This window comes from Rhizobium leguminosarum, from assembly GCF_001679785.1.
Lineage (GTDB): Bacteria > Pseudomonadota > Alphaproteobacteria > Rhizobiales > Rhizobiaceae > Rhizobium > Rhizobium leguminosarum_R.
This window is the reverse complement of record NZ_CP016286.1, coordinates 299,590-325,703: the sequence shown is the minus strand read 5'-3', so window position 1 is coordinate 325,703 and position 26,114 is coordinate 299,590. Positions and strand designations below refer to the sequence as shown.

Genomic DNA, 26,114 nt, shown 5'->3' with positions numbered 1-26,114 from the left:
GCCCGAGCATGACGGAGAGAAGTTTGCAGGCCTTGTCAGTTGAACGGGCGCCGAAACGCCCGTCGATGCTTGGTTTAGTTCACCTTCGACAGGAACGGACGCATCAGCGTTGCCTCGAGCACGCCCGTTGCGGTGATGGTAATGCCCGTGCCGTTGGCGGTGGCGTTGGCTGAGAGCGTGATGCTCTGCACGACGCCGCTCGGGCTGTAGGTGATGCCCGAGATGGTGGTTCCGCCTGATATGCCGGTGCCGGAGACGGCAGCACCGATGAACGGACCGGAACCGGCATTCAGACCGGAAAGGCTCGTCAGCAGGTTGGAGCCGTTGACCGTGGTTGCGGTGAACGTCTGGTTGGCCGCCGCAAAGTTGACGTTGGCGATGGCCTTGGTGGTTGCCGTGGCCGATGCCGGGGCGCTCGCCTGGCCTGCCGTAGTCGTGGTTTCGGCAACGACGAGGGCCGCCGTTGCGGTTGCCACCTGAGACGGCGCCTGACCGTTGCGCTGCAGCCAGATGTAATAGGTGCCCGGTGCAAGCGTGATGGCACCGACCGGACCGCCGGTCAGTGTCGGGGGCTGGGCGGCACCCGAAAAGACGCCGCAGCGCTGGCCGACGACGGCAGCCGCCGTGGTCAGCAGCGAGGCGACATAATCCCGGGTCCACTGAAACCACTGGCCGGGCTGAAGGGTCGTCTGCGAGGCCAGCACCAGCTGGCAATAGACCCATTCGGATTCGCGGTCCCCGCCGGCGACAGCGCCGAGGGAGAAATTCGGGCCCGGAATACCGGAGCCGGAGACGATCGGGCCTTCGACGACGAACGGGTTCGCGCCAAGACGATCGGACTGGATTGAAGCGATCGACATTTGCTTTTCCTTTCGTTGACGATCAGGCGAACAACACGCCCTGCAGGAAGGCGTTGTTCATGGTGAGGTTGCCGGCGAAGCCCATGAGCTGCACGAAGGCGTCCTGGTTGGTGTTCATGCGCTCGTCGCCGATCGGCGCCATGTCGCGGTCACGGTGCGGGCGGTAGAACAGGTACTTGGTGTTCAGGAAGAACATCTGGTTGAGAGGCGCACCGCCGCCGAAGCCGCCGTCGAAGATCACGTCGGCGCCCATGTACTGCAGCGACTGGAAGCCGGCCATGCCCTTGTCCGCGGAGGTGATGCGCTGGATCGCCTGCAGCGATTCCCAGTAGAGGCGGAAGAAGTTGTTGTCGGCGACGACCAGATCAGGTGCGTCGGAGCCGCGAACGCAGGACATGTAGAGCCGGTTCATGTAGCTCTGGATGTTGGCGTTCGAGGCGGCTGCACCACCATCGGCCGAGGCCGAGAATTTCTGGTTGCGCCAGAAACCCCAGGTAGCGCGCGAGATGCCGCCGACGGTGCCTGATGTCGGCGAGGTCGAGATCAACAGCTGCAACCCGCCGATCTGACGCCCGCCATCGGCCGTGCCATCGGAATAGCAGTCGAGCGCGATGTTGTTCTTCAGCGTCGTTTCGGCGTTTTCGATGCGCTGCTCGAGCAGGTCGAGGATCGCATCCTCGCCGGAATTCTGCAGCTGTTCGAGGCCCGACATGGAGACGGCGACCGCCGCCTGCTTGAGATCGTATTCGGCAGCGGTGATGACGTCAGAAGGCTGAACGTTCAGGATATCGTAGCCGGAATAGCGCTTGAAGGTCGAGTTTTCCTGGTACTGCAGTTCCTGGACGATGGTGCGGCCGCCGGAGATGGGCTTCTTGCGGCCGCGGCTGTTCAGACGGGTGAGAAGGCCGTTGTTCTTCGTCACGTCGTCGGCGACCGTGCCGCTGCGGTTGCGCAGCGTCGTGGTCACGATTTCAGAGAGGTTGGGCGAGATGGGCATTGATCATTCCTTCGATCAGACTTGACCGCGCGAAAAGCGCATGGCGTCGCGCAGCGAGTCTCGGATGGACGTGGGCTGGCCTCTTGCCGCATCGCGGGTCGGGCCCGGTGCGGAAGATCCAGAGATGGATCGCGAGGCGCGGCGGGCTTGATCTGCCGCTGCTGCCCTCTGGGCTTGCTGTTCTCGGACGGGTGCCTGCGCAGTCTGGCTGATCAACTGCTGGCGAATGTCCGGGCGCATCCAGCATGCGGCGTCGTAGGCGTCCTGAAGCGATGATGCCCGCCCTGCGTTGATAAGGGCGATCATATCGTCCAGCACGTCATCGGCGTGCGCGTTTGCCGGGTCGGAAAGGAAGGCATCGACTTGAGTTTCGGTGTCCCTTTTCCGCAAAACATGTTCGACCGTCGCCTCGACGTTGACGTGTCGCGGCTGCGGCCCTCCTTGCTGTGGTCCGGCCTGCTGCGAACTCCGCTGCAGGACCTGTTCCGTCTGGCCATTGACCAGGGCATGAAGATTGACCCCGGCCATCCTGGCGACGTGAACGACGGTATTGACGGGATCGCGGATGAGCGCCTTTTCCCAGTCGATCGCCCGGCGCATGACATCGGCATGGGTCATGCCGGCCTGGCGGATGAGCGGCGTGAACTCCTCGAGCCCCTTGTAATCCTGCAGGACGCGAAAGCCGTTATCGACCTCCTGTTCCCGCTTGGTGATGGCTGCCTGCACTTCACCGGGAAGGCTTGCGAATTGCGCCTTGGCTTCCGCCGACCAGCCGGGCGGAACCCGGCTGCCGATGGTTGCGGGCTGTTCACGGGTCTGCATCTCGGTCTGTGCTTGAGGCGGTTGTTGAGCGGCGTTTGCCGCGGACGCCTGCCCTGCCCTCGCCGCTGCGGCTTGCTCCTGCCCCTTGGCCAGGAAACGGCCGTTTTCCCCGTCGCGCGGCTGGCCGGCGATATCGCCCGGTCCGCTGCCTTCGACGGTGTCGATCGCCGCCTTCAGGCTGTCGCGGATGCTGCCTGGCCTGTCATTCAGGGGCTTCTCGTCGAACGCGCCAAAATCTTCGCTGCCGTTGCCGGCCTCGTTCAGGTCTTCCATATCCATGTCGGAAACTTCCTTTGTCGGGGATTGATGCCCGTTAGAGCAATTCCAGGAAAAGTGCGAAGCGGTTTTCCGTCCGGAATTGCGTACAAACAAAAGGTTAGAGGCCCTATTGGGCTCTAGGTGTTTAGTCCCGGCATTTGATGGATAGGATCGATGATGAATCGATCTGGCTCGGAAGTCCACCTTTTGCAGATGAACTCGTAGGGGGTGAGGCCCTTTAGTGTCTTGAGCCTGCGCCCAAAATTGTAGGCGTCGATGAAGTCGGCGAGATGCTTTTTCAGTTGTGCGTGATCGTCGTAGTGGAAGCGCTTGACAGTCGCTTCCTTGATCGTCCGGTTCATCCGCTCGACCTGCCCATTGGTCCATGGGTGCTTAACCTTTGTCAGGCGATGCTCGATCTCGTATTCCTCACAGACTCGGTCGAAGATGTGCTGGAAGGCATTTTGGTCACAGGCCCGGTTGGTGAACTGGATGCCATTATCGGTCAGGATAGTATGGATGGTGTAGGGCACCGCCGCGATCAGGTTGCGCAGGAACTGGGCGGCATTCATCTTGCCAGCTTTGGCATAGAGCTCAGCGAAGGCGAACTTGGACGTGCGATCAATCGCCACGAAGAGATAGAGCTTGCCCTCAGCCGTCTGCACCTCGGCAATATCGACGTGGAAGTAGCCGATCGGGTAGCTTTTGAACTTTTTCTTCGGTTCTTTGTCGCCTTTCACTTCCGGCAGGCGTGAAATGCCGTGGCGCTGCAGACACCTGTGCAGGGACGAACGTGTCAGATGCGGGATCGTCGGTTGAAGGGCATAGAGGCAGTCATCAAGAGGCAGCAATGTATGCCTGCGAAAGGCGACGATGACGGCTTCTTCTTCAAGGGAGAGGATTGTCGAATGCGGGTCCTTCGGGCCTGTCGGAAGATCGGCCAATGATGTCCGTCTCTTCCATTTGGCTATTGTCTTCTGATTGACCCCATACCGCTTTGAAAGCGCTCTCAGGCTCTCTTCACTATTTTGTATTGCTCGACGGATTGCCTCTGTCGTTGTGGCGCTCCCGTGTAGAACCTGGCCCATAGTGCCTCCCTCCATTCTAAGGAAAATAATGCACCATCAAATGCCGGGACTAAACACCTAGGCGTTGTATTCGGCGTGAACTCGCCGCAGTTCTTTGCGGATCTCGTTGCGATCCGTCTTCGGTGTCTCGATCGGCTGCGGCTTTTCGTTGCCGATCTCGACCACGCCGGCCGATCGATAGGCCGAACGCAGCTTGGCTTTCGAGGTGTAATGCCTGCCGTCATGCATCGACTGGATATCGATGCTGTCGCTGACGAAATGCGGCGCCGGCAGATCGGATTGCGCCAGGTTCTTCACCGGCATGCAGTTGTGCGGCCACTTGTCGAGCGGGTGCCAGCCGCCGCAGACGCGGCAATAGCGTTCTCTCATCTTTCACTCCGTTCACTGATAGGCGGCCTGCTGCGCCTGGAACTGCTGCAGCGCCTGCGCTGCCGCCTCGCCGCGCGCCTGCTCGACCACGGCGCGATGCTCGATCTCGGCCTGGGCGACGCCGAGCTCGGCTTTGCGCTGTTCGGCGCCGGCCTTCACCTCAGCCGTTTTCAGCTTGATCATCTGCTCGGCCGGCGGCTCCGGCGGTTGCTTCGGTGCGGTTGCCGCCTCGGAGAGCTGTGCGCCGACCTGCTCCAGCGTGCTTTCGAGCTGGCGGCCGGCCCTGAAGCCGCGGGCGGCAAAGAGCAGCGTCTCGACCATGACAGGCACCAGCATCGGGTTCTGCTGCGCCATGGCGCCGGCCTGCTGCAGGAAGCCGCCGATCATCTGCACGAATTCCATGCGGCGCTGCTTTTCGGCATCCTCGTCGGGCTCGATGGTCGAATCCGTTTCGATGTCGATCTGGAAGCCGCGAATGCTGTCATTGCGCAACAGCTGCACGACCTCGTCGATCGTCGGCTGCTGCATCATCTGCTGGAGCTGCGGCGGCATCTGCGGCGGCGGCGGCGCCGGTTGGCCCATCTGGCCGGCGCGCGCTGCGGCCTGCTGCGCCGCCATCTGCATCTGCTGCATCTGCATTTGAACCTGCTGCTTCTCGGCCATGGTCGGCAACTTGATGCCGCTGACCAGCATCAGCGTTTCCGGCTGGAACTGATCGCAGATGATTTCACCGGCAAGGCGGATGATATCGCGGGCGAAGCGGGCAAGCTCGGACTGGCGGTCGCGGATGCGGATCGAGCCCCACTGGCTCTTGATGCGCTGCGCCGTCGCCGTCTCCGACGCCTGGGTGTCGCCGCGGACGATGTCGGAGATGCCGGTGATCTGGTAGACGTCCTCGATCAGCTGCTTGCGGGCCTGGATGCAGGCGATGATCACCTTCTGCACCTCGTCGATCGGCAGCGTCACGATCGCCTTCGAGCCGCCCTTGTCGGTAAAGGCCGCCCATTCCGGGATCGGCACCATCACCGTGTCGTTTTCCGGCCGCATCGCCTTCTCGATCGCCGGCGAGATCGCGCCGTCGCCGGAGGGGTAGAACACTTTCAGGCGCAACTGATCGGTCAGCTTGTTGACGCGTTTCGTCAGGAGATCGATCTCGTCGCATTGCTGCTGATAATAGACATAGTCGGGAACCGGGATCAGCGAGCTGGTCGACATCGTGCCATAGGCCGGGCGCGGGCAAGGCCAGAAATGCGTGAGATCGAGCGGCGGCTCCGACACCTCGAGCGCCACCGGCGCGCCGTCGGCAATCCAGGCGGTATAATTTTCGCTCTTGCACCAGATTTCCCAGACATGGGTCTTGCCCTCGTTCTCGGCGCGCTCCGTCTGGTTGCTGCCCCTGTTGCTGCCGGCGCCTTGCGTCTGGAGCGATGTCATCGCGTCCGGGCCGAACCGCTTCTCCATCTCCTCGTCGGTCATCGGCACGCGCCGCGCCACCCATGTCACATCCTTCCAGCGCCGCGCCGGCGAATGCAGGAAATCGGACCAGTGCACATAATCGATGCAGACACGTTCGTCGGTGATTGCCTCCGGCGGAACGCCATTCTCGCCCATGCCACCGGGCAAGCCGCCAGGGAGGAGGCCACCATTCGCCGGCGCGTCGGAGGGCTGGACGCCCATATCGAGCGGCTCGAAGTCGGCCTCGTAGCGCAGCCACACCGTGCCGCGGGCGCAGAGCAGGAAATCATCGCGCACCGCCCGCATAATGGAATCGATATCGGCTTCGTCGCCCATATAGGCGAGGTTGCGTTCGACCAGTTCGGAGGCCATGCGCGCCACCGGCTGCGCGTCCTTGAAGCGACGCTCGACGACGGGCTGCGGCACCCGGGCATAGACGGCCGGCTGCAGCACCGAGGTGTTGGCCCAAAGCATCGGAAACCGACGCTTGGCTGCATTCGTCTGGTCGGACTGCTGGTCGAGATAGATCTTCTCGATCTTGACGCAGCGGTCATGCCAGGAGCGAAAATAGCGCTGAGCACGCTCGAGCTCCTGCTGCCACCGGGCGCCGACCTTTGCCAGGTCCCATTGCTGCCCGCCCTCCAAAGCCGTTGTTTCGTCTTCCATCAAACACGCTCGCTGTAGGTCGGGGTGGAATCGGCAAATTCGTTGAATGTCATCGTCTGGAAGGTCGGCAGGGTTTTCGCTTGCGGCTTCAGCGGTTCCGGCGCCAAGCCGGTGAAGATGATCGCCAGTCCGCCGAAAGCGTCCGCACCGTGCGAAGCCCAATTGTGCAGCGGCGCGTCGCGGAAGACGCTCAGATCCTCGTCCCAGTCCTTGCGGTAGTTCCGCAGGCATTTGATGCCCTGGATGCAGCCGGCCTGATCGAACTCGATCTTTGCCAGAATGCGCCTGGTGCCGTTGATGCGGTCGTGCACATAGGCGCGCTCGATCTTGCGGACGGTGCCGAGATCCCGGGCCCTGACCTCTCTCAGCATCACCTCGATGCGGGTCATGCCGCCGCGCGTCCATTCCCTGACCTTGATGTCGTGCGGCATGTTGTGGACGCCGTAGACATAGCCATGCTCGGCCCCGCGCCGCTCCAGCTCGTCGAGCATGCCGTCCATGCCGGTGCCGGTATGCTCGAAATAGCCGATCATTCGGACACGACCGGGCAGTACCTGAAACAGCCAGACGCTGTTGGTGTCATCCATGCCGATGTCGGAGATGGTGTGGACGGGATAGCCTTCGACATGCGGGAAGACCCCGATCCGCTCTTCGGCGTCGGCGACCGCCATCTGATCGGCGTAATAGGCGCCCTCGACGCTCGCCTCGAAAGCTTCTGCCGGTGTCGAGGGGTATTCGCGCTTCATGTCGCCGAGTTGGGTTTCGGCCTTCTTGACGTACCAGGCCTTCTGCCGGTCCGTCAGCGTGATGCCTTGGTCGGCCAGGTTGCGGAAATACTTTGCGAAAGCATCGGTGATGATGACGCCTTCGGGCGCGATCGCATATTGCGGCTCCTTCCACCAGGGGAAGAAATGGAACTTGAAATCGAGTTCGGTGAGTTGTGCCGCCTGGCGCTGCTTGACCTGGCCATCTTCGCAGAGCGTGTAGAAATGCCCTTCCTGGCCTTCCGCCGTGCTTTCGACGAAGACCAGCTGGCCGGCCTGCACCGTATTCAAAGCGCCGGTGCGGACTTCCCTCGCCTTGTCAGGATATTTCGCGCAAAGCTTTCCATATTCGGAAATATGCAGATATTGCAGCGTTCCAGAGCGCAGCGAGGTGCCGACGCGGATGCTCGAATTATTGCCAAGCAGCAGTTCGGTCTGATTGGCCCTGACGACAGGCACGGCGTTGCGGATACCCTCAGGCAGATTGTCATAGGGATATTTGATCTTGTCGCGGAAGATCGTCTGCACGTCGCCCAGCGTATGGGCGATCGTGCCGGCGCGGATATCCCTGTTGAAGACGCAGGCATCGAGCATGAAGATCTGAATGAAGGTCGTGAGACCCAGCTGGCGGGCCTTGAGCAGCACGTTGAGATAATGCATCTCTTCGAAAAAGGTCATCTGCGTCCAGTTCATCTCGAACCTGACGCGTTTGCCCGATTTGTCGGTGATCCAATAGAGGTTGTTCAGACGCCAGCGCCAGTCGGAAAACTGGTCAATTGCCGTTTGGAAGTCCGCGCGTCTTGCCATTAATATCTTCCAGCAACTGCGAAACTTCGCTCGTGACCACGCCACGGTCGGGCTCGACCTTGGAACCGTATTTCTTCGGCTTCAGCTTCTCGGCGACCCATTGGCGGGTGGCGATGCGGAGCTGCGACCGCCTTATGGCCTCGCCATTCTCCTGCCAGCCGGTGGTCTCGCCGCTCGCATTCTTCTTTTCGATCCAGTCGTCTGCGCGGTCATCGGCAATCTCGACCATCTCGTCGACAAAGCCATCCGCCTGAATCTCGCGCGCCAGGGCGTACTTCACCCGAAACGCTGCCTTGTTCTCATCGGCGAGCCAGGAGAGCACGCTCGACATGGCCGGCATCTCTTCATCCCGACAAATCGATCGGAGGCTTTCCCTGTCGGCGATGCGCTCGCAAATCCTGTCGGCAATCGCCTGGGTGAACTTGATGGGTCTGCCCATGAGGCGTCGTTTCTGGAGGGTTCTAGAACAGCGCGACGATGTTGGAGGCCGTGGTCCCGGTCAGCGCCACGATGGCGGCATGAACCGGCAGGATCGTCCCAGCCGGCACGTTTCTGAAGATGACCGGATCCATGTCCCGACGCGGCGCAATGGCAACATCGCCCGCCGTGCCGATATAAAGCGCGCGCGCACCGACGATGGCGGTATCATTCGGCGTCACCACTGCCGCCCGCGAGGCCGGAGCAATCGAAGGGTCCATTGCAATTCTCCTTGTGAGAGGCGAGGCTTTCAGCGGAATTGATTTTTGTATGTACATTTATTTGCATGACGCCGCGAATTAATGTCCATACAAATTATGAAAATCAGCTGGGACGAAGCGAAGAGGATTGCCAATCTCCAGAAGCATGGCTTCGACTGTAAAGACGTGTATTTCTTCGACTGGAAGAATGCTGTCATCACCACCAGCCATGGCGGCCGCTTCAAGGCGATCGGCTATTATGAAGACGGAACCGCCGTCGTCGTCTATGCGCTGCTCGGCAGCGACGCCGTTTCGATTATCAGCTTTCGTCCAGCCAGCAACAAGGAAAGGAAGGTGCTTCCATGACCGCCAAATATCCCGTCAAGAAGGAATTTCAGTCCGGCAATGGCTACTCGAAAGAGGATTGGGATGCCGTCGATAGTCCCGAACTCACTGACGAGGAGCTTGCATCGGCCCGGCCGGCGGCAGAGGTCCTGCCGAAGGCGTTTTTCGACCATGTCGACGAAGTGCGCAGAGGCAGAGGCCGGCCGGCGCTCGAACAGACGAAGCAGACCATCACCATCCGGCTCGATCCGGATGTGATCGAACATTACAGGTCAAGCGGAAGAGGATGGCAGAGCAGAATCAACGATGATCTGAGGAAGCTGTCCGGACTTGGGAAATGACCGGTTGTTATTGATACATTCGATCGGAGGGCGCCCGCCGACTTGGTCGACATTTCCTCTTGATTCAAATTTCGCAGCTTGGATTTACGGTAGTCTTAACTGATTTGCCGGGGGGTGATCAACGGCTAATCGTGGGTTGCGGATCAATTTGTGCGCCCCGGCGAGTCTGCCGGAAACGCATCCCCAATCTCCGTCATCCCAGGCCTTGAGCCTGGGATCCATGCCCGCTGCCGATGGAGGTCGGCGTGGATCCTCGGGTCAAGCCCGAGGAGGGCGGAGCAAGGGGTGAGCCTTGTGGCAAACCCGAGATGGTGACTCAGTGACGCTGGCCGCTGTTATCGACTCAATAAGATTGGCCGGCATCGATTTAGTTGCCACCACCTTTGGATTCAAATTTCGCAGCTTGGATTTACGGTAGTCCTAACTGATTTGCCGGGGGGTGATCAACGGCTAATCGTGAGTCTCACGTCAGTTCGAAATCGAGCCTGCCCGACCAAGTGGGCGCCAGAATGCCATCCGCTCTTCGGCAAGTTTGGCAAGCCGCGCTCCCCACCCTCCGTCATCCTCGGCCTTGAGCCGAGGATCCATGCCCGCTGCTGGTGGAGGCCAAGGTAGATCCTCGGGTCAAGCCCGAGGAGGACGGAGCAAGGGGTAAGCTCCGTGGCAAATCCATGGTGGTGGCTCAGTGACACTGGTCGCTATTATCGACGCAAGCATGACATCGGGCGGCGCCGACTTGGTCGACCTCACCTCTGGATTCAAATTTCGCAGCTTGGATTTACGGTAGTCATAACGGATGGCCCAGGGGGTGATCAAGGGCTTATGATCGCAGGTTACGTGCTTGTTTGAATCAACCCAACCCGACCCAATCGGCGGCAAAACCCCTCGCCCGCTTTGCGAGCCTTGAGCTCCGGCGTACAATACGCCGGCTGTTGATCTAACGGTGGAGAAGTTCAGTGAAAACCACGAGACTTTTTCTTTGCCTCGTCGCTTTTCTCAGCGTCACGTTCGCTGAAAACCCGGCTGATGCCGACGAACTGGTTCACTTCGAAAGCGCGCCCGTCAAGCTCAGCCCGTTTCGAATAAGCAAGGCTAGGGAACAGGGAGAAATTCTTTCTCAACCGCGAGGTACACCCCTGCTGGGATATCTATCCCGCCCCGGGGGTGATGGCCCCTTCCCGGCGGTTGTCGTCCTGCATGGATGCGAGGGTATGCGGTTGAGCGTCAAGGAGCTTTGGCCGAAACGACTGATCTCATGGGGCTACGTCGTGCTGGTCGTCGATAGCTTCACCACCCGCAATATCAAGGACACGTGTCAAAGCCATCTCCCCGATCGCGTCTTCGACGCCTATGGCGCTTTGAATTTTTTATCGAAACAAAGTTTTGTCGATATCAGGCGCGTTGCCTTGATGGGCTTTTCAACCGGCGGCACGGCGACGCTGGAGGGAACAAAAATTGAAGGCAACGAACAGCTGATGGACCACAAATTCCAGGCAGCGGTTGCCTACTATCCCCGCTGCGCGGCAACTCAGGGCGATGCGACGGTGCCGATCCTGATTTTGACTGGCGAACGAGACAATTGGAGCCCGGCCGACCGATGCCGGAAGAGGCTTGCCAATCTGAGTGACGATAGCCCGCCCATCGAGCTCAATGTCTACAAGGGTACCTACCACGATTTCGATGCGCCGGAGTTTAAGGTCGGAAGGAAGGTGTTGGGTCACATCGAAAAATACAATCCGGACGCCGCCGAAAAATCCATCCGCAGCGTTCGCACATTCCTTCGAAAGTACCTGTCGAACTAAAGCCCGAGCTCGGAGCGCGCCACCGGCAATTTGGCGAAAACGCGCCCCCTTCCCTCCGTCATTTCAAGCCTCGAGCCTGGGATCCATGCTCGCCGCCCGCAGAGGCACTAGCGCAAGAGCATCGCCTTCAGTCGCTGTTGCAAGACAGGAGATTCGACAGCCATTCGAACCAGACTGAGCGCAAAACGCATAGCCGGCGTGAAGGGCAGCCAATGTTGCAGACGATCCAGCAACTCCTCGGACATCATGTCTTCGAGCGGACCGGCGCCCAATTGACCGAGCGCCTTTTCGTGCCCGGGCAATTGGGCTTGATCAATAATGGCGAGCACCCGTTTCAAGACGATCTCGCTCGGGTCGTGCAGCAAAAGCGTCGACCAATACCATTCGCCGGGATTCTGCGAGATAGGCCTCTACATAGGCTTCGGCGGTAAGCGGTGGCTTTCCAAAAGCCGTCATATCCGGCAGCCACGTCAGATCCGATGTAAGCGCACTGCGTGTGAACGCGTCGACCGCTGGCGTGTCGGCGGTGTGTTTTCCCGAGCGCGGCTTGCTACGGTTTTTCTTGGTCACTTTGGGCCTTCCACGTCCCCAACCACCAAAGCTGCAACGAAACGCACTCGACCACCCCCAAAACATCAAACCGGCACCGTAGTTCAGGTGCCGGAGAAAACAAGGCACTGGCGCCAGTGCATGATGCCGAAAAGTGTGGGCGGGTTTGGGGCGATGTCAGGCTCCAACCGTGCTCCTCGTCCAACGCGCACCGCAACCCGTCACTCATAAAACAAATTAGCATTGACTCATCAATTAGCGTTCGCTATTGATTTCTTCATGACCGAAACCGCCTCCATCACCGCCGTCATGCGTGCCCTTGCCGATCCCACGCGGCGGGCCGTCTTCGAACAGATCGTCGACTCCGACGAGATCACCGTCGTCGAATTGACGCGGGCAAGCAGCGTCACGCAGGGCGCCATTTCGCAGCATCTCAAGGCGCTGAAACAGGCGGGCCTCGTCGCCGAGCGCCCGGAAGGACGGAAGGTCTATTACCGCGCCGAGCCGGAAGGCCTGGAGCCGCTTGTCGACTGGATGAGCCATTACGGCACCTTCTGGCGCGACCGCTTTGCCAATCTCAGAACATTGCTAAAGGAAATCGATCCATGACCGACGCCGCATTGAAGCATGACACGCAGGAGATCGTGGTCGACGAGGTTTTCCCGCATCGGCCGGAGACGCTCTGGAAAACGCTGACCACGGCCGATCTGATGGGCCGCTGGCTGATGATGCCCACCGGCTTCGAGCCCATCGAAGGCAAACACTTCACCTACCAGACCACGCCGGCCGGCGCCTGGGACGGCACGATCCACTGCCGGGTGCTGGAGGTGACGCCGAACGAGCGTCTCACCTATGCCTGGAAGGGCGGGCATGAGGGGAATGTCGGCTACGGCTCGCCGCTCGACACCGTCGTCACCTTCATCCTGTCGAAGGTCGAGAACGGCACGCGGCTGCGCCTCATCCATTCCGGCTTCGTGCTGCCGAAAAACGAGACCGCCTTCGAGAAGATGGGCGAAGGCTGGAAGAAGGTCGTGAAGAATATCGGCGCCATAGCCGACGAGACGAACTGAGGCGACCGCCGTCGCCGCCAATACGGCGTTTTATCAGGAGAAAGACATGAGCAAGCCTTACACCGGCGGATGCGCCTGCGGTGCGATCCACTATGAAATCGCAGCCGAACCGATTGCGATGAACGACTGCCAGTGTCGTGACTGCCAGGCTTCAAGCGGCACCGGGCACGGATCCTATCTGACCTTCCCGAGCCGGCAGGCGGTGAAGCTTGAAGGCCAGGCGACGCATTGGCAGATGGTCGCCGACAATGGCAACGTCAAGACGCGCGGCTTCTGCCCGGCCTGCGGCGCGCCGGTCTACATGACCTTCTCCTACATGCCTGACTTCTTCACCATCCACGCCGCAAGCCTCGACGAGCCCGGCCGATACCAGCCGCAGATGGTGACCTATACCGCGCGCGGCCTTGCCTGGGACAAGACCGATCCGGCTGCGCAAAAATTCGAGGGGATGCCGCCGATGTGAGGCGGGGCAGCGGCGTGTCAGATTGTGCAATCGACGGTCAGACTGTCGCGAGCCGGTCGCAGGCCGCGTCTCACGCGTGCGCCGAGCGCCATGCGGATATTTGCAAATGAACCGAACCATGTTTGTCTCCAGCCGGCTTGATGCGAGGCTGATCCGGGCGTAATCCAGAACATAGCCCTCTCCTTCGACACCAATTTGAAACGACCCCATGGCGCACTCCCTCAATACAGCCCCATCGCCCGCCGGCGGCCCCAACCAGCCGAAACTTGACACGGACGACATCTGGCAGGCCCGCGTCGATCTTGCGGCCTGCTTCCGGATGGCGGCAAGGCTCGGCATGGAGGAAGGGATCTGCAACCACTTCTCGGCCGTCGTTCCCGGCTATGACGACCTGTTCATCGTCAACCCTTACGGCTACGCTTTCGCCGAACTGACGGCCTCGATGTTGTTGATCTGCGACTTTCACGGCAACGTGGTGTCGGGCAGCGGACAGCCTGAGGCCACCGCCTTTTACATCCACGCCAGGATTCACAAGAACCTTCCCCGCGCCAAGGCGGCATTCCACACCCATATGCCTTATGCCACCGCCCTTTCCATGACGGAGGGCGATCCCCTGATCTTTGCCGGGCAGACCGCACTGAAATTCTATGGACGCACGGCCGTCGACCAGAACTACAATGGCCTGGCGCTCGACGCGCGCGAAGGCGATCGGATCGCCGCCGCGATCGGGGATGCCGACATCGTCTTCATGAAGCACCACGGCGTGATGGTCTGCGCACCCAATATCGCCGAGGCCTGGGACGACCTCTATTATCTCGAGCGCGCCTGCGAAGTGCAGACGCTCGCTCTGTCGACCGGACGCGACGTCCTTGCCGTCGCGCCTGAGATCGCCGAAGCGGCGTACCGGCAAATGCGCGAAGGAGACCCGGAATCGGCCCGACTCCATCTAGAATCGGTGAAGCGCACACTCGATCGCAGCGAACCGGAATACAAGCGCTGAACCGCAGACCGCGTCTTACGCGTGCGCCGGCCTTCGCGTTTCGCTACGCGACGGAACGCTACGACATTCTGACTAACGACCGCTATTACACAAACGCCCTGGCTTTTCGGGGCAGGACTGGCATTTTTGTCTCATGGGGCGGGCGAACGGCTTTTCATCCACTCGAAAAAGTTCGATCTGTGATTGTTTTGCCAGCCGGAGCTAGTCGACGGGCACCGAACTCTGATGCGGCCAGCGAGCCTGCCACTCAAAAGCTAGCCGTCCCTTAGGCGGGCCCAGCAGTAGCGAGCATGTGTCCAATGTCCGCTCCGCGCAGCGATCCCGTGATAGCGGGCGTTGCGGGAGATAGCCCTCGGCTTATCGCCGGCAGCCTCTAAGCCTTGCCCAGATGCTTCGGCCAGAATTCCTGATGGACTTTGGCGGCTTCGTCTTCGAGGTTCGTCGGGCCAACCACAGTGACGATGCGTGCGCCGGTTTGCAACACCGCCCGGCTCGGCACATTCAACCCGATCCCGGCGATCTCGCCAAGCCGCGTTTCGGAGCATGCAAACACCATGCGCCCGATGCCCGACCAGTAGATCGCCCCGGAGCACATCGCGCAGGGCTCCGTGCTGGTGTAGAGCGTGCAGTCAGCGAGAAAAGCAGTGTCGTAGTGCTGCGCCGCCAGTTTGACCAGGTTCATCTCGGCGTGGTTGGTCATATCGTGGCCGGTGAAGACGCTGTTTTCGGCGCGCAGGATGACTTCGCCGTCCTTCACCAGCACCGAGCCAAACGGTTCGTCGCCGTTTGCCACCGCGGATTTCGAGAGCGCAATCGCCTCGCGCAAAAACGGCTCGTGGTTTTCCATCAGAGTCCCCCCAGCTAGAGCGGGATGATCTTGTCTTGAATCGGAGGGATTTCCAAGGGGCTGCAAACAGGGGTGAGGTGGGTCAGTACGCACCGCCACCTGTTACCCTCCCGGTGATAGACGTCGGTGATCCATTCGTCGGCTGATATAGGTTCGCCACGGAACATGCCCGTGTTCTGTCCGCGACCGGTAACCGTGGCGACATTGCCGAGCAGATGGACGTGATGCGTCGTCTTGGTCATCGTGTCATGGCTGAGGACACCGGATTCGATCGCCGAAAGAATAGCCTGTGCAGGGATGGGGCCACGCTCAGGCGTCACCAGCACCCAGTCCTGCGTGATGCAGGCGGCGATCTGGGTGGGATCGTTGGAAACCATCGCGGCGTTGAAGGCGCGCTCAGCCTCCTCGAGCGCTTCAAGGGCTGCGGCACTCACGCCGACATGTCCTCGTTCCAGCGGCGTTGCATCTCCTCAGGCGTGACCTGCTCGATGGTTTGCGACAACATCCAGCGATGACCGAAGGGATCAAGCACCTGCGCCACCCGCTCGCCAAAACTCTGGTCGGTCGCCGGGCGCAACATCGTCGCCCCGGCCGACAGCGCCTGCGCCAGCGCTGCGTCGGTCGACATCGTGTCCATATGGAAGGTCACCGGCGAGCCTCCGACGGCATCGGGAGACAGGGCGCCGAAGTCGGGATATTCGTCTGCCAACATCATCAGCGTCTCTCCGAAACGCAGCTCGGCATGGCCGATCCGCCCGTCCGAAGGATCGGTCATGCGGAAGACTTCCGTGGCGCCGAAAGCCTCCTTGTAGAAGTCGATGGCCCGTGCCGCATCCTTGACGATGAAGTAGGCACTCACTTTTCGGGCAAAACTCGGCATGGGTGATCCTCCTTGACTGGGTCTTATATTAACGTTACGTATCGTAAAGATATGAGTCAAGAGAATAACGCAATACCGAAGAAACGAGGGCGGCCGCCAAGCGCTGCCGCGCAGAGGCGCGCCTTGGAGGCCGCCCATGAAATCCTGATGGCCGAAGGTTTTGGCCGCATGACGATCGAAGCCGTGGCGGCGCGGTCCGGTGTCGGCAAGCCGACGATCTACCGCTCCTGGGCCAACGCGCAGGAACTGGCGATGGCCGCTCTTCTGGTCAACCGGCTGCCGGAAGCGGAGGTGGGAGGGAGCACGGCGCAGGCAGCTCTCGGCGCGCAGATGAGCGGCCTGGTGACTGCCTTTGCGAGCACGCGCGGGCGGCAGATCACGATGGCACTTGCGGCGGCCGACCCGGAAAGCGAATTCACCAAGGCCTTCCGCAATCAGGTGATCCTGTCGAGCCGCAACGCGGGGCGTGTCATCCTGGAGGAGGCTCTGGCTCGAGGAGAGATCGTTCCGCCGCTTGATATGGAGGCGCTGCTCGACATGATCTACGGACCGGTCTTCTTCCGGCTGCTGGTCGGCCATCGCCCGGTCTCGCCGGAATTCGGCGATGCGATCGTCAGGACCGCGTTGCGGGCCGTTGCACCGTCGGGCGCGTGAGACCCTCACGTCGCGATGAGCGGAGCCGACATCACGCCTGCCTGCTTCAATGCTCATGGGTGCGCCGTCCTCCGTTTCCCGCTCTTGATGCTCTCGTAGATCATCTCCAGCCGTCTTGAGGCGACATAGGCACTGTCCTCGTATCCGGCCGATGGCCAATCCAGTCGATGGCTGCCGTCTGTCGCCACGATCCAGAACCATCGATTATCGATCCCTCCGCCTGTCTGTGACCGGAATATCCTTCCGATCTGGATATCGCCGTCAAAAGCGACGTAATCGTCGCCGGGTTTCTCTTTCCAGGCGTGCCGCCATTTGTATTTGATTTCTCGGCCGCTGACATGTTCCCACGATTTCCATGTGATTTGTTCTGGCATGCGTTGTCCTGTCCTCTCGCGAGGTTCTCTTCGACCGCATGGTTGATGGATGGCTCCCGCCCGAGCCGGTGAATTCAGATCAGCGTCGGTTCCGGATCGGGGTCGATCGGATCGAGAATGTCAGCCGTGTCGTTCTTGGGCGAACCCACATTGCGGCCAATCGGCCACATGGCCATCAGTTCCGCCGGGAACGGCTTCATCAAATCGGCCGGATCAGGCTCCGGCGATAGCCAGCGCTCGTAATCTTCGCGGTGCAGGACGACCGGCATGCGGTCATGGATCTGCGCCATCATCGCATTCGGCTCACAGGTCACGATTGCGAAGTTTCTGATGTCTACGCCTTCCGGGCTGCGCCAAATCTCCCAGATGCCGGCGAGCGCAAAGGGCGAGCCGTCAGCCATGGCGATCGCATAGGGCTGCTTGTTCTTGCCCGTGCCGAAGATATCCTTCCATTCGAAGAAGCCGTTGATCGGCACCAGGCAACGGCGCGACCTGTAGGCCGAGCGGAACAGGCCGTTGGTGGCAATGCCCTCGCAGCGCGCATTGATCGGCGGCGGACGCCCTCCCGGCTTCATCCATGCCGGCATCAGACCCCAGCGAGCGCTGGCGAATACCGGCCCCATAACATCAGGTTCGCGGACCATGTCGCGAATGATGATGGGATAATCCAGCGTCGGCGCGCCGTTGTAGAGTGGAAATCGGTTCCCGAGCGCATCGATCGCGCCTCGCTCTGCGAAGGCGAAATTGCGCACCAGTTCCTCAAGCGATGTCTTGATATAGACGCGGCCGCACATCCAGAACTCCATCCCGCATATTAGGTGTTCTGATTATGTTCTGGTGGTTTGAGGCGAGTCAAGGCCGGTCACCACAACCGATGCCGCCGTCGCTTTCGCCGGAGTCAAAGTGAAGCCTGTCACCGTCTCCACCACCGCTGACGGCGGAAAATCTGCTTTCCGCTTGGCAGCCTTCCTACTGGAAGGTAGATTAAACCATGAGCAATCTTTTGACGACCTCCGACGAAATCCTGGCTTCCGCCCGAGCGCTGATCATGACCGGAGGCTATAACGGCTTCAGCTATGCTGATATTGCTGCTGTCGTCGGGATCCGCAAGGCGAGCATCCATCACCACTTTCCGAGCAAGACCGACCTGGTGCGCACGCTTGTCGTGCGATATCGCGAAGATGCCGAGGCGGGCATCGCGGGCCTGGAGCAGCGGGTGCAGGATCCCCTGGCGCTTCTCAAAACCTATGCGGGCCATTGGGCCCAGTGCATCGAGGACGCCAGCCGGCCTTTTTGCGTCTGCGCCCTGCTTGCGAGCGAACTGCCGGCATTGCCGCCGGAGGTGGCAGCCGAGGTCAAGGCTTTCTTCCGCTTCCTTTCGACCTGGCTGAACTCGGTGATGGAACGCGGCGCTCGCGACGGCAGCCTGACGCTGGCGAGCGAACCGCGCGTCGAGGCTGAAGCCTTCATGGCCTCCGTCCACGGCGCCATGCTTTCAGCCCGTGCTTACGGCGACCCGGAAATCTTCGCCACCATATTGGCGCCGACATTGCAGCGGCTGTCTCCGGCCGTCGCCCGATAACGTTCCGGGCGGATGAGCGCCCGGAGCGACCACCACGATCGGCGAAACTACCAACTAGTAGGAAGAACCCCATGTTCAAAAACATCCTTCTCGCCCTAGTGCTGGGCCTTAGCGCGCTTTTGTCGGCGGCATCTGTCCATGCCGAAGATCAGAAGGCCGAGCAGTTCCATATCCGCGGCAGCATCGTCGCCTATAGCGGCTCCGCTCTCAAGGTGAAGACCCGCGAAGGAGAGACTGTCGATGTCACGCTTGCCGACGGCTGGAAACTGGCGAGCGTCGCCAATGCGGCGGTCACCGACATCAAGCCGGGCGACTTCGTCGGCATCGCCTCGCTGCCGAGCGCAGGCGGCGGAGACGGCGCGCTTGAAGTGCTGATCTTCCCGCCGGCGATGAAAGGCGCCGGTGAAGGCAGCTATGGTTGGGACCTCAAGCCCGACAGCAGCATGACCAACGCCACCGTGGCCGATGCCGTCAAGGGCGTCGATGGCCGCACCGTCACCGTCTCCTATCACGGCAAAGAAAAGAAGATTTCCATTCCGGACGGCACGCCGGTCGTGACCATCGCTCCGGCCACCAAGGACGATCTCGTTCCCGGCGCCGTCGTCTTCATTCCCGCCGAAAAGGCTGCCTCAGGCCCCCTCGCCCATCAGGTCCTTGTCGGAAAGAATGGCGTGGTCCCGCCGATGTGACCACGTCGTCGCCGGTCGGCCGGGCCGCCCCCCGGTTCGACCGGCGATTTGCCAGGAAATGCCGCCTGACCTGCAGGCGATGGACCCGAACGGCCCGGCAAGCCCAGGAAATCCAAACTCAATGACGGACGCCGCCACCGCTTACGACGGTGAGCCGCCCTATCAGACCAACACCATCACATTAGGAAAGAGATCATGATGACCACCGATCAAACCACCGTCGCGTCTGGCGACAGGGAAGAGTGGCTGACGCGCTATTACTTCACCCGCGCAGCCTTTTCCGCCATCTGGGTCGCCGCAGCCTTGACGGCCGGCGGCCAGTCGCTTGCGGTCGCGGCCGCCTTGCTGATCCTCTACCCGGCCTGGGATGCCGCCGCCAACCTCATCGACGCAGCGCGAAACGGCGGCCTGGCAAACAACCGCAGCCAGGCGATCAACATCGCCGTCAGCGCGGTAACGACAGCGGCCGTGATCGTCGCGTTGACGATGAGCATGAACTGGGTCCTCGGCGTCTTCGGCCTCTGGGCGATCTTTTCCGGCCTGCTGCAGCTTGGAACCGCTGTCCGGCGCTGGAAGACCAATGGCGGCCAGTGGGCGATGATCCTCAGCGGCGGCCAATCCGCGGTGGCAGGCGCCTTCTTCATCGCCCAGGCGCAAATGCCGGAAGCGCCCTCCATTGCCAACATCGCCGGATATGCCGGCCTCGGCGCCTTCTATTTCCTGGTCTCGGCCGTCTGGCGGAGCGTCACGCAGATGCGGCGGAAGCGGGCCTGAGTCGGCTGGAGATCTCCTGTTCGATCCTTATGCATAGATTGGCGTGGGCGAAATTTCGAATACTCAATGCCATCCCCTGCGCCAGCGGGGGCCTCGCAAAAACCGCCCCGCTGCGCTGGCCAGGTACGGCGCGCGCCCACCCTCCGTCATCCCAGGCCTTGAGCCTGGGATCCATGCCCGCCGCTGAATCGAGACGAGAGTGGATCCTCGGGTCAAGCCCGAGGAGGACGGAGCGTGGGGCGGCGTCTGGAGCAAGGACAGCGACGCATCCGGACATGATCGGCTGCCATCAACACCAATATTCTGCCCCGCAATTTTACCCATGCAAGGCGCCGCCGAGGTCTCAAACGCCATTAGGCGACGCCCGCCTGATAGGGGGAAGTTGACTGCGAGCGCCGACCGGTTCTATCCAGAGTAGATGAAAAACCTTCTCAGCTTCAAGTTCGAAAACAAGGACGAAGAGACGGTCGCCATCGTTCCGTGCGTGGATGGAGTAGGCTTGGATCAACTCGTGGCGGACTTCGAACGCGCCGCCGGCTACAGCGATCCTGCCGGCGGATATGGCGGCCTCATACCCTCATTCTACCGCTTCGGTCCGCTATCGAGCTACTTCCTTGGACGGGAGGAGCCCGTACAAGGCGGTGGACAGGGCGAAATCTATGTCTTGTCGTGTGAATGTGGCGAGGTCGGATGCTGGCCCCTTGTCGCCCATGTTCGCCTGCACCGGAACAAGGTGTTATGGGACGGGTTCAGCCAGCCGCATCGGCCAAGGCGGAATTATGAGAGCTTTGGCCCATTTGAGTTCGAACGCCAGCAGTACGAACAGGTCATTGACGACCTGGCTCGTTGCCACGGTGTCGACTGATAGTTTGCCGCCCATTTGCTTGTCGACCCCCCCGCCCCACCCTCTGTCATCCCAGGCCTTGAGCCTGGGATCCATGCCCGCTGGCGATCGAGGCAAGAGTGGATCCTCGGGTCAAGCCCGAGGAGGACGGAGCGTGGGGTGGCTGCTGGAGCAAGGGCAGCGGCGCATGCGGGCATGATTGGCGACAGCTCACACGGTCGGCGATCTCGTTCTGCCGAAACGTGCAGCGGCGGTGTGGCCGCACTCACCGCCTTGTGTAAGTTTTCAAAAAGCAGTTAGCTGCCATCGTTGGCTATGCTTGGTGTGCTGAGACGTGTCCGCATTTCGGGGGAAATCTCGTGCACTGGTCCAAACCCCTACGACTGCATCTCGGCGTCCTGGTCGTCGCGTCGCTGCTTTGCACGTCGACGCCGATCATCTGGCTGGCGTTCAGGCAAGGAAGCGATGCTGCGGTCAGTGCGGGCGTGCAGCAGATGCGCGAGATGAGCCTGCGGCTGATCGAGGGGTACCGCAATACGCTGCAGGGCGGCACCGAGGCGGTGGCACTGGCATCGACCCTGCCGCTGCTCGCCTCCCCGCCTCCCCAGGATATCACGGCGAAACAGCAATTCTTTCTGGAGGTTCTCAGAAACGTCCCCAACGCGACGAGCGTCTACACCGGCTATCCTGACGGCTCGTATCTGCAGGTCATCAACACGCAAAGGCAGGATGTCCGCCGGATCCTCGCAGCACCCGATGGCACGGCTTTCGCCATCCGCACGATAGCACGCAGTCAGGGCCCGGACGTCATATCGACGTTTCGCTTCCTCGACGGCCAGGCAAGACCGATCGCCGAGCGTGACGTCGACCATGCATCATTCGATCCGCGGCAACGCCCCTGGTACCAATCCGTCATCCAGCACAGCGAGGAAGTGTCCGTCGGACCCTATGTTGCGGGAACGCTGCAGCTTCCAACGCTGACGATCGCAGCACCGATGAAAGACGACGATCAGGTTGTCGTCGGCATCAACATCCACCTGATGACGGTCAGCCGCCTGCTGGATGCGCAGGAGATTTCGCCGCGGGCGCGCGCCTACATCATCGATGATGCCGATGATCTGATCGCCCATTCCGACCCGGCAATCATGAACAGGCTTCTCGGCGTATGGTCGAAAAATGCCGATGGCGCCGTTGCCGTCGATACGACGAAAGACAGTTACGACACGAGCCTCGAAACGGTGGCGAGGCTCAGGCGGGATCCGGCCTTTGCAAGCGGCGGCGTGGCGCGGATCGACCTCGATGGCGAACGCCAGATCCTGCAGATCGCCCCCGTCGGTGTGTCCGGTCTGTTCAAGGGAAGCGTCGCCGCAATCGTCGTGCCCCTGGAAGATCTGGTGGCTGAGGCCAATCGGCTGCTCGTGCACAATCTCCTCGTTGCCAGCGCCTTCCTGATCGCGGGTGTCGCTGCCTCGGTGATGCTGTCCCGCATGGTCAGCCGCTCCCTTTATCGGCTGGCCGACGAGGCGCGCAGGATCGGCGATCTCGATGTCGGCGAGAAAGGTGTCTCCCACTCCTTCATATCGGAGATCAACACGCTGGCGAGCGCGCTGGCGGCAAGCCGCCATGCCATCAGCCAATTTGCCCTCTATGTTCCGCGTGAAGTCGTCAGGCGGATCATCGATCCCAAGGGAAGAACCGCCGTCAAGGCTAAGCGGCAGGATGTGACTGTGCTCTTCACCGACATCCGCGACTTCACCACCATATCCGAGCAGCATTCGCCCGAGGACGTGGTCGATACGCTGTCGGCCTATTTCGAACTCTTAAACACGATCGCCGAACGCAACGGCGGCACTGTCGTCCAATATCTCGGCGATTCCATTTTCGTCATGTGGAACGCTCCTGTTCCAGATGCCAGACATGCCGAAAACGGCTGCCGATGCGCGCTTGCCATGAAAGCGGCGATCGACGAGTTGAATGAAGCCAACCGCCGGAATGGCCGTCCCGCGCTCATCACCCGATTTGGATTGCACACCGGCCCGGCGGTCGTCGGCAGCTTCGGCGCGATTTCCAGGCAGCAGTACACGGCCATGGGCGATACGATCAACGTCGCCTCGCGGCTGGAAGGACTGAACAAGGAATTCAACACCTCGATCCTGGTCAGCGCCGCCATCCACGACGCCGTCGCCGATCGCTTCGCCCTTCGCCCGCTTGGCCTGGTGCAGGTCAAGGGGCGCGCCGGGAAAGTCGATCTCTGGGAGCTTGTCGGGGATATCGGCGATTAGAACAGGATGATCGAGGGTGGAGCATCAGAGCTGATCGCGTGGTTGCCGCGCTCCGGCATTGGTTGAAGAGCGGCCTGACCTTTTGACCACTTGCCTGGCAGTCCACCCAACCGAAAAGACCCCGCAATCGCAGGGCAAATTTCAGGAATGGACATAAAAGAGGGGGTCGCTGTGTCAGCGTTCTTCATGTCGGCAAGTGAACTTGCTTGCGCCGATAAAGTTCCGAAAATTTATCCAAGTATTTTTCCGTATTGGTTTGACTTTCACTTACTTGAAGCGCGCTGTGTCATCAGTATTACGGCCGTATAGACGTTGCAAAACACGGGCCTGACAATGAGGAAGACGAGATGTTGCCTACGTACGCCCGTCGCTTTCAGCCCGAAAAAGTCATTCGCGCCGTCTGCGACCATCCTCTCAAGTCCTTCGCGATCAAGACAGCGGTATTGGCCGGAATGGCAGTGTCGTTAGCGATCGTCGTTCATATGTTTATCGGCGCCTGAGCCGCCCCTCGGCAAAATCCTGGAGACACGACAATGCAATTCACCGATGAAGAGCAGCTACGCCGTCGCGCATACGCAATTTGGGAACGTCAAGGTTGCCCCGAAGGGAAGGACACCGAGATTTGGGATATGGCCGTGAAGGAGATGAACGGCCAACGACCCCCGCAATCTCGCGATGCGCCCTTTCCCACCCAACCAGACGAAGCTGGTCCACACTAATAAAGCATAGCAGCAGCGCCGGCATCCCCTGATGACGCCGTCGCCGATCGCTTCGCCCTTCGCTCGCTTGGCCTGGTGCAGGTCAAGGCGCGCCGAGAAGGTCGATCTGTGGGAACTTGTCAGAGAAAGCCTGAGGGCGCAGGAGTGAATGAGGCGTTCGGGTTGCTACCAACGGCGCTTCGCGCCGCCAGCGGCCCTTGTGGTGTCGTAAACTTTCTCTATTTCTTGCGTCATCATGGCCTCCAAGGGTATCGCCAATGGGATGGGAAGCACTCGGGCAATGGGGCGAAGACGCGGTTCGCATCGCGCGGCTCACGGGTGGAGTTGCCAACGACGTGTGGAGCGCTCGCGTCCACGGGCAACTCGCGGTCGCTCGTCTCGGCTCCAGGAGCGACGCTGATCTCGCATGGGAAGCCGAGCTGCTCCAACATCTCGACCGTGAAGGTATGACCGTTCCAGTGCCAATTCCGACGACTGACGGCCGGCTGTTCGTGGACGGTCTGGTGATGATGAAATACATGGAGGGCGGACCGCCCGAGACCGGGTCCGATTGGCGCCGCGTCGCCGACACGCTCCGCGATCTGCATCGGCTGACGCAGGGCTGGCCGCAGCGCCCAGGCTGGCGATCGTCGACCGACCTCCTGCATACTGAGACCGGAACGAGGATCAACCTGACCGCGATGCCGCCGGAAGGCGTTATCCGATGTCGAGCAGCATGGGCGCGGCTCATCGGGCGTCAGACATGTGTTGTCCACGGCAATCCCAATAGCCCCGGCAACGTCCGCATGACCGCAGATCGGGTCGCATTGATCGACTGGGATGAGTCACATGTCGACGTTCCCGACCTTGACCTGGTGCTGCCCGACAACGCTGCCGATCTCGACGAGGGCGCACATGACATCGCCGCGCAAGCCTCAGCCGCATGGGAAGCCGCCGTCTGCTGGCAGGACGAGTACGCAGTCAAGCGGCTTGCCGAAGTTCGGGCGATCTGAGCAGTTGAGTTGAAGGGGGCTGTCATACGCTCGCGCTGAGCGTGATGAGAAGTTCATCCAACTGCTCGAACTGCTCAGGCAACGCGTCTTCCATACCGACGAAAGACTGGTCGAGCGCTTCCTTCGAGGGATAGAGTTCCTGCAGGACCAGCAGCGTCCTGCCTTCCTCTTCCTCGAAGGTCACCGTGGTGACGGCGCCCTCCTCCCCGCCTTCGTCATTGGTCCAGACGAGGCGCGATGGCGGCGACACGTCGAGATACTTGCCGAAGAAGGCCATGGCGTCCGAGGCATCGTGTCCGAACGTGATGCGATAGCTGCCCCCGGTGCGAACATCCATCTCGCAGGAAAGCAGGGGCACGCCCATCGACTTCGGCGCCCACCACAGCTTGAACAATTCGGGCTTGGTCCACGCGTCGAATACGAGGCGAACCGGGCCGTTGAAGGTGCGCGTCACCACGAGTTCAAGCTCGGATCTCCGTTCGACCGCCGTGCGGCCGTTACTCGCTCTGTCCCCCATCGACTTTCTCCTTCCGTTTCAGTGCCTCGATGACTTGATCAAGCGTGTCGAAGCGTGCGTTCCAGATCTGGCGGCGCGCCTCGATCCAGGCCGCCTCTTCCTCGAGCCCGCGTGAGCCCAGTCTGCAGGTCCGCACACGCCCGACCTTCTCCGTCGTCACCAGGCCCGCCTGCTCCAACACGCCGATGTGCTTCTTCATGCCCGTGAGGGTCATGTGGAATTTCTCTGCGAGCTCCGTGATCGAAGCATCCGCACTCCCGAGCTGTTCCAGAACGCCGCGTCGCGTGGCATCCGAGAGCGCGGCAAAGGAGGCATCAAGGCGGGCTGTCGAAAACTGAACCATATAGTTCAGTGTTAGCATGCAGATCGACGTCACGCAAGGGGGCCGAGATCGGCCGTCAGGTGATCGGCGAGCACGGTCAGATATCTCGGCGTGGAAGTCGCCGCCCCACCCTCCCTCACCAAGTCAGTTTATGCGGAGAGGAGCACCCCCCTCTGCCCTGGCGGGCATCTCCCCCACAGGTGGGGAGATCGGCTGGGCGCTCCGCTTCCTCAAACAATCAGCGTTCAGCACGGCGAAACGGTAGATGGGCAGGAAGTTCAAGCCACTTGTGATCTCCCCACCTG

Annotated in this window: 31 protein-coding genes and 1 pseudogene; 15 read left to right on the top strand and 17 right to left on the bottom strand. The window is 61.0% G+C overall.

The window, feature by feature from the left end:
• Positions 1-74 precede the first annotated feature (74 nt).
• From BA011_RS01775 to BA011_RS01735, 9 genes are all read right to left on the bottom strand, one after another.
• Positions 75-860 carry a hypothetical protein gene (locus BA011_RS01775; RefSeq protein ID WP_065279219.1) on the bottom strand — a complete coding sequence of 262 codons (786 nt, stop codon included), beginning with the start codon at positions 858-860 and terminating at the stop codon, positions 75-77.
• Between the two features lie 22 nt (positions 861-882).
• Complete coding sequence (locus tag BA011_RS01770) at positions 883-1,857, bottom strand: phage major capsid protein (protein WP_017990701.1); 975 nt, start codon at positions 1,855-1,857, stop codon at positions 883-885.
• A 15-nt stretch (positions 1,858-1,872) separates the two neighbouring features.
• Positions 1,873-2,958 carry a hypothetical protein gene (locus tag BA011_RS01765; protein WP_065279218.1) on the bottom strand — a complete coding sequence of 362 codons (1,086 nt, stop codon included), beginning with the start codon at positions 2,956-2,958 and terminating at the stop codon, positions 1,873-1,875.
• Positions 2,959-3,074: 116 nt separating this feature from the next.
• Positions 3,075-4,025 carry an IS481 family transposase gene (locus BA011_RS01760; protein WP_072638367.1) on the bottom strand — a complete coding sequence of 317 codons (951 nt, stop codon included), beginning with the start codon at positions 4,023-4,025 and terminating at the stop codon, positions 3,075-3,077.
• Between the two features lie 57 nt (positions 4,026-4,082).
• Positions 4,083-4,394, bottom strand: a complete 312-nt coding sequence (locus tag BA011_RS01755; RefSeq protein ID WP_065279217.1) for a hypothetical protein — start codon at positions 4,392-4,394, stop codon at positions 4,083-4,085.
• 12 nt (positions 4,395-4,406) lie between these two features.
• Positions 4,407-6,515, bottom strand: a complete 2,109-nt coding sequence (locus BA011_RS01750; RefSeq protein ID WP_065279216.1) for a hypothetical protein — start codon at positions 6,513-6,515, stop codon at positions 4,407-4,409.
• Positions 6,515-8,086 carry a terminase gene (locus BA011_RS01745; protein ID WP_065279215.1) on the bottom strand — a complete coding sequence of 524 codons (1,572 nt, stop codon included), beginning with the start codon at positions 8,084-8,086 and terminating at the stop codon, positions 6,515-6,517. The genes BA011_RS01750 and BA011_RS01745 overlap by 1 nt, the downstream gene beginning before the upstream one ends.
• Positions 8,052-8,525: a terminase small subunit protein gene (locus BA011_RS01740; RefSeq protein WP_065279214.1), complete on the bottom strand. Its 474-nt coding sequence runs from the start codon at positions 8,523-8,525 to the stop codon at positions 8,052-8,054. Before BA011_RS01740 ends, BA011_RS01745 begins: the two co-directional genes overlap by 35 nt.
• A 22-nt stretch (positions 8,526-8,547) precedes the next feature.
• Positions 8,548-8,784 (bottom strand): spike base protein, RCAP_Rcc01079 family, encoded by a 237-nt coding sequence (locus BA011_RS01735; RefSeq protein ID WP_003546281.1) that lies wholly within the window; start codon positions 8,782-8,784, stop codon positions 8,548-8,550.
• Between the two features lie 96 nt (positions 8,785-8,880).
• Between BA011_RS01735 and BA011_RS01730 the strand changes: the two genes are divergently transcribed.
• The 3 genes from BA011_RS01730 to BA011_RS01720 all read left to right on the top strand — a co-directional run bounded on the left by BA011_RS01730 (position 8,881) and on the right by BA011_RS01720 (position 11,251).
• The gene (locus BA011_RS01730; protein ID WP_065279213.1) at positions 8,881-9,129 is read left to right on the top strand and encodes a BrnT family toxin; all 249 of its coding nucleotides are present in this window, start codon (positions 8,881-8,883) and stop codon (positions 9,127-9,129) included.
• Positions 9,126-9,449 (top strand): BrnA antitoxin family protein, encoded by a 324-nt coding sequence (locus tag BA011_RS01725; RefSeq protein ID WP_018068856.1) that lies wholly within the window; start codon positions 9,126-9,128, stop codon positions 9,447-9,449. Before BA011_RS01730 ends, BA011_RS01725 begins: the two co-directional genes overlap by 4 nt.
• Before the next feature lie 956 nt (positions 9,450-10,405).
• Positions 10,406-11,251: a dienelactone hydrolase family protein gene (locus BA011_RS01720; protein ID WP_065279212.1), complete on the top strand. Its 846-nt coding sequence runs from the start codon at positions 10,406-10,408 to the stop codon at positions 11,249-11,251.
• A gap of 107 nt (positions 11,252-11,358) precedes the next feature.
• Here BA011_RS01720 and BA011_RS01715 read toward each other — a convergent pair.
• Positions 11,359-11,821 (bottom strand): annotated as a pseudogene (locus BA011_RS01715) (hypothetical protein).
• A 258-nt stretch (positions 11,822-12,079) separates the two neighbouring features.
• Here BA011_RS01715 and BA011_RS01710 point away from each other — a divergent pair.
• The 4 genes from BA011_RS01710 to BA011_RS01695 all read left to right on the top strand — a co-directional run bounded on the left by BA011_RS01710 (position 12,080) and on the right by BA011_RS01695 (position 14,333).
• Positions 12,080-12,409 (top strand): ArsR/SmtB family transcription factor, encoded by a 330-nt coding sequence (locus BA011_RS01710; RefSeq protein WP_065279211.1) that lies wholly within the window; start codon positions 12,080-12,082, stop codon positions 12,407-12,409.
• Entirely contained in the window at positions 12,406-12,870 is a 465-nt protein-coding gene (locus tag BA011_RS01705; protein ID WP_065279210.1) for an SRPBCC family protein, read from the top strand. The genes BA011_RS01710 and BA011_RS01705 overlap by 4 nt, the downstream gene beginning before the upstream one ends.
• 46 nt (positions 12,871-12,916) lie before the next feature.
• Positions 12,917-13,333, top strand: coding sequence for a GFA family protein (locus BA011_RS01700; RefSeq protein WP_017959478.1), 417 nt, complete (start codon positions 12,917-12,919; stop codon positions 13,331-13,333).
• Between the two features lie 208 nt (positions 13,334-13,541).
• Positions 13,542-14,333 carry an aldolase gene (locus BA011_RS01695; protein ID WP_065279209.1) on the top strand — a complete coding sequence of 264 codons (792 nt, stop codon included), beginning with the start codon at positions 13,542-13,544 and terminating at the stop codon, positions 14,331-14,333.
• A gap of 373 nt (positions 14,334-14,706) precedes the next feature.
• On the opposite strand, the gene BA011_RS01690 is transcribed toward BA011_RS01695, so the two are convergent.
• Genes BA011_RS01690 through BA011_RS01680 form a run of 3 tightly spaced genes read right to left on the bottom strand, consistent with a single transcriptional unit; the run spans position 14,707 to position 16,060 of the window.
• Positions 14,707-15,180, bottom strand: a complete 474-nt coding sequence (locus BA011_RS01690; RefSeq protein ID WP_065279208.1) for a nucleoside deaminase — start codon at positions 15,178-15,180, stop codon at positions 14,707-14,709.
• A 14-nt stretch (positions 15,181-15,194) separates the two neighbouring features.
• On the bottom strand, positions 15,195-15,614 hold the full coding sequence (locus tag BA011_RS01685) for a nuclear transport factor 2 family protein (protein WP_065279207.1): 420 nt from the start codon (positions 15,612-15,614) through the stop codon (positions 15,195-15,197).
• Positions 15,611-16,060 carry a VOC family protein gene (locus BA011_RS01680; protein WP_065279206.1) on the bottom strand — a complete coding sequence of 150 codons (450 nt, stop codon included), beginning with the start codon at positions 16,058-16,060 and terminating at the stop codon, positions 15,611-15,613. Before BA011_RS01680 ends, BA011_RS01685 begins: the two co-directional genes overlap by 4 nt.
• Before the next feature lie 51 nt (positions 16,061-16,111).
• On the opposite strand from BA011_RS01680, the gene BA011_RS01675 reads away from it, so the two are divergent.
• Positions 16,112-16,714 carry a TetR/AcrR family transcriptional regulator gene (locus BA011_RS01675; RefSeq protein ID WP_065279205.1) on the top strand — a complete coding sequence of 201 codons (603 nt, stop codon included), beginning with the start codon at positions 16,112-16,114 and terminating at the stop codon, positions 16,712-16,714.
• A 53-nt stretch (positions 16,715-16,767) separates the two neighbouring features.
• On the opposite strand, the gene BA011_RS01670 is transcribed toward BA011_RS01675, so the two are convergent.
• Together BA011_RS01670 and BA011_RS01665 are read right to left on the bottom strand one after the other, a co-directional pair.
• The gene (locus tag BA011_RS01670; RefSeq protein ID WP_065279204.1) at positions 16,768-17,088 is read right to left on the bottom strand and encodes a hypothetical protein; all 321 of its coding nucleotides are present in this window, start codon (positions 17,086-17,088) and stop codon (positions 16,768-16,770) included.
• A gap of 74 nt (positions 17,089-17,162) precedes the next feature.
• Positions 17,163-17,882: an SOS response-associated peptidase gene (locus BA011_RS01665; protein ID WP_065279203.1), complete on the bottom strand. Its 720-nt coding sequence runs from the start codon at positions 17,880-17,882 to the stop codon at positions 17,163-17,165.
• 197 nt (positions 17,883-18,079) lie between these two features.
• Here BA011_RS01665 and BA011_RS01660 point away from each other — a divergent pair, with 197 nt between their 5' ends.
• From BA011_RS01660 to BA011_RS01630, 7 genes are all read left to right on the top strand, one after another.
• The gene (locus BA011_RS01660) at positions 18,080-18,670 is read left to right on the top strand and encodes a TetR/AcrR family transcriptional regulator (protein WP_065279202.1); all 591 of its coding nucleotides are present in this window, start codon (positions 18,080-18,082) and stop codon (positions 18,668-18,670) included.
• A 71-nt stretch (positions 18,671-18,741) separates the two neighbouring features.
• Positions 18,742-19,359: a hypothetical protein gene (locus tag BA011_RS01655; RefSeq protein WP_065279201.1), complete on the top strand. Its 618-nt coding sequence runs from the start codon at positions 18,742-18,744 to the stop codon at positions 19,357-19,359.
• A 195-nt stretch (positions 19,360-19,554) separates the two neighbouring features.
• The gene (locus BA011_RS01650; protein WP_065279200.1) at positions 19,555-20,133 is read left to right on the top strand and encodes a DUF308 domain-containing protein; all 579 of its coding nucleotides are present in this window, start codon (positions 19,555-19,557) and stop codon (positions 20,131-20,133) included.
• A gap of 418 nt (positions 20,134-20,551) precedes the next feature.
• Positions 20,552-20,998 (top strand): hypothetical protein, encoded by a 447-nt coding sequence (locus BA011_RS01645; protein ID WP_065279199.1) that lies wholly within the window; start codon positions 20,552-20,554, stop codon positions 20,996-20,998.
• Between the two features lie 338 nt (positions 20,999-21,336).
• Positions 21,337-23,259 (top strand): adenylate/guanylate cyclase domain-containing protein, encoded by a 1,923-nt coding sequence (locus BA011_RS01640; RefSeq protein ID WP_065279198.1) that lies wholly within the window; start codon positions 21,337-21,339, stop codon positions 23,257-23,259.
• 533 nt (positions 23,260-23,792) lie between these two features.
• The gene (locus tag BA011_RS46495) at positions 23,793-23,978 is read left to right on the top strand and encodes a DUF2934 domain-containing protein (RefSeq protein ID WP_065279197.1); all 186 of its coding nucleotides are present in this window, start codon (positions 23,793-23,795) and stop codon (positions 23,976-23,978) included.
• Between the two features lie 257 nt (positions 23,979-24,235).
• Entirely contained in the window at positions 24,236-24,970 is a 735-nt protein-coding gene (locus BA011_RS01630) for a phosphotransferase enzyme family protein (protein ID WP_065279196.1), read from the top strand.
• Positions 24,971-24,992: 22 nt separating this feature from the next.
• Here the strand turns inward: BA011_RS01630 and BA011_RS01625 are convergent, their stop codons facing one another.
• Positions 24,993-25,487 (bottom strand): SRPBCC family protein, encoded by a 495-nt coding sequence (locus BA011_RS01625; RefSeq protein ID WP_065279195.1) that lies wholly within the window; start codon positions 25,485-25,487, stop codon positions 24,993-24,995.
• Entirely contained in the window at positions 25,468-25,830 is a 363-nt protein-coding gene (locus BA011_RS01620; RefSeq protein ID WP_065279194.1) for an ArsR/SmtB family transcription factor, read from the bottom strand. Before BA011_RS01620 ends, BA011_RS01625 begins: the two co-directional genes overlap by 20 nt.
• Positions 25,831-26,114: the final 284 nt, after the last annotated feature.

Bases quoted from the DNA above. Each gene is read 5' to 3' on its own strand.
- BA011_RS01680 (WP_065279206.1), bottom strand. From the start codon at position 16,060: ATGCCGAGTTTTGCCCGAAAAGTGAGTGCCTACTTCATCGTCAAGGAT.
- BA011_RS01655 (WP_065279201.1), top strand. From the start codon at position 18,742: ATGTTCAAAAACATCCTTCTCGCCCTAGTGCTGGGCCTTAGCGCGCTT.
- BA011_RS01705 (WP_065279210.1), top strand. From the start codon at position 12,406: ATGACCGACGCCGCATTGAAGCATGACACGCAGGAGATCGTGGTCGAC.
- BA011_RS01670 (WP_065279204.1), bottom strand. From the start codon at position 17,088: ATGCCAGAACAAATCACATGGAAATCGTGGGAACATGTCAGCGGCCGA.
- BA011_RS01690 (WP_065279208.1), bottom strand. From the start codon at position 15,180: ATGGAAAACCACGAGCCGTTTTTGCGCGAGGCGATTGCGCTCTCGAAA.
- BA011_RS01650 (WP_065279200.1), top strand. From the start codon at position 19,555: ATGATGACCACCGATCAAACCACCGTCGCGTCTGGCGACAGGGAAGAG.
- BA011_RS01740 (WP_065279214.1), bottom strand. From the start codon at position 8,525: ATGGGCAGACCCATCAAGTTCACCCAGGCGATTGCCGACAGGATTTGC.
- BA011_RS01625 (WP_065279195.1), bottom strand. From the start codon at position 25,487: ATGGGGGACAGAGCGAGTAACGGCCGCACGGCGGTCGAACGGAGATCC.
- BA011_RS01730 (WP_065279213.1), top strand. From the start codon at position 8,881: ATGAAAATCAGCTGGGACGAAGCGAAGAGGATTGCCAATCTCCAGAAG.
- BA011_RS01765 (WP_065279218.1), bottom strand. From the start codon at position 2,958: ATGGATATGGAAGACCTGAACGAGGCCGGCAACGGCAGCGAAGATTTT.
- BA011_RS01755 (WP_065279217.1), bottom strand. From the start codon at position 4,394: ATGAGAGAACGCTATTGCCGCGTCTGCGGCGGCTGGCACCCGCTCGAC.
- BA011_RS01735 (WP_003546281.1), bottom strand. From the start codon at position 8,784: ATGGACCCTTCGATTGCTCCGGCCTCGCGGGCGGCAGTGGTGACGCCG.
- BA011_RS01775 (WP_065279219.1), bottom strand. From the start codon at position 860: ATGTCGATCGCTTCAATCCAGTCCGATCGTCTTGGCGCGAACCCGTTC.
- BA011_RS01660 (WP_065279202.1), top strand. From the start codon at position 18,080: ATGAGCAATCTTTTGACGACCTCCGACGAAATCCTGGCTTCCGCCCGA.
- BA011_RS01645 (WP_065279199.1), top strand. From the start codon at position 20,552: ATGAAAAACCTTCTCAGCTTCAAGTTCGAAAACAAGGACGAAGAGACG.
- BA011_RS01745 (WP_065279215.1), bottom strand. From the start codon at position 8,086: ATGGCAAGACGCGCGGACTTCCAAACGGCAATTGACCAGTTTTCCGAC.
- BA011_RS01630 (WP_065279196.1), top strand. From the start codon at position 24,236: ATGGGATGGGAAGCACTCGGGCAATGGGGCGAAGACGCGGTTCGCATC.
- BA011_RS01750 (WP_065279216.1), bottom strand. From the start codon at position 6,515: ATGGAAGACGAAACAACGGCTTTGGAGGGCGGGCAGCAATGGGACCTG.
- BA011_RS01725 (WP_018068856.1), top strand. From the start codon at position 9,126: ATGACCGCCAAATATCCCGTCAAGAAGGAATTTCAGTCCGGCAATGGC.
- BA011_RS01675 (WP_065279205.1), top strand. From the start codon at position 16,112: ATGAGTCAAGAGAATAACGCAATACCGAAGAAACGAGGGCGGCCGCCA.
- BA011_RS46495 (WP_065279197.1), top strand. From the start codon at position 23,793: ATGCAATTCACCGATGAAGAGCAGCTACGCCGTCGCGCATACGCAATT.
- BA011_RS01700 (WP_017959478.1), top strand. From the start codon at position 12,917: ATGAGCAAGCCTTACACCGGCGGATGCGCCTGCGGTGCGATCCACTAT.
- BA011_RS01665 (WP_065279203.1), bottom strand. From the start codon at position 17,882: ATGTGCGGCCGCGTCTATATCAAGACATCGCTTGAGGAACTGGTGCGC.
- BA011_RS01760 (WP_072638367.1), bottom strand. From the start codon at position 4,025: ATGGGCCAGGTTCTACACGGGAGCGCCACAACGACAGAGGCAATCCGT.
- BA011_RS01620 (WP_065279194.1), bottom strand. From the start codon at position 25,830: ATGGTTCAGTTTTCGACAGCCCGCCTTGATGCCTCCTTTGCCGCGCTC.
- BA011_RS01770 (WP_017990701.1), bottom strand. From the start codon at position 1,857: ATGCCCATCTCGCCCAACCTCTCTGAAATCGTGACCACGACGCTGCGC.
- BA011_RS01695 (WP_065279209.1), top strand. From the start codon at position 13,542: ATGGCGCACTCCCTCAATACAGCCCCATCGCCCGCCGGCGGCCCCAAC.
- BA011_RS01710 (WP_065279211.1), top strand. From the start codon at position 12,080: ATGACCGAAACCGCCTCCATCACCGCCGTCATGCGTGCCCTTGCCGAT.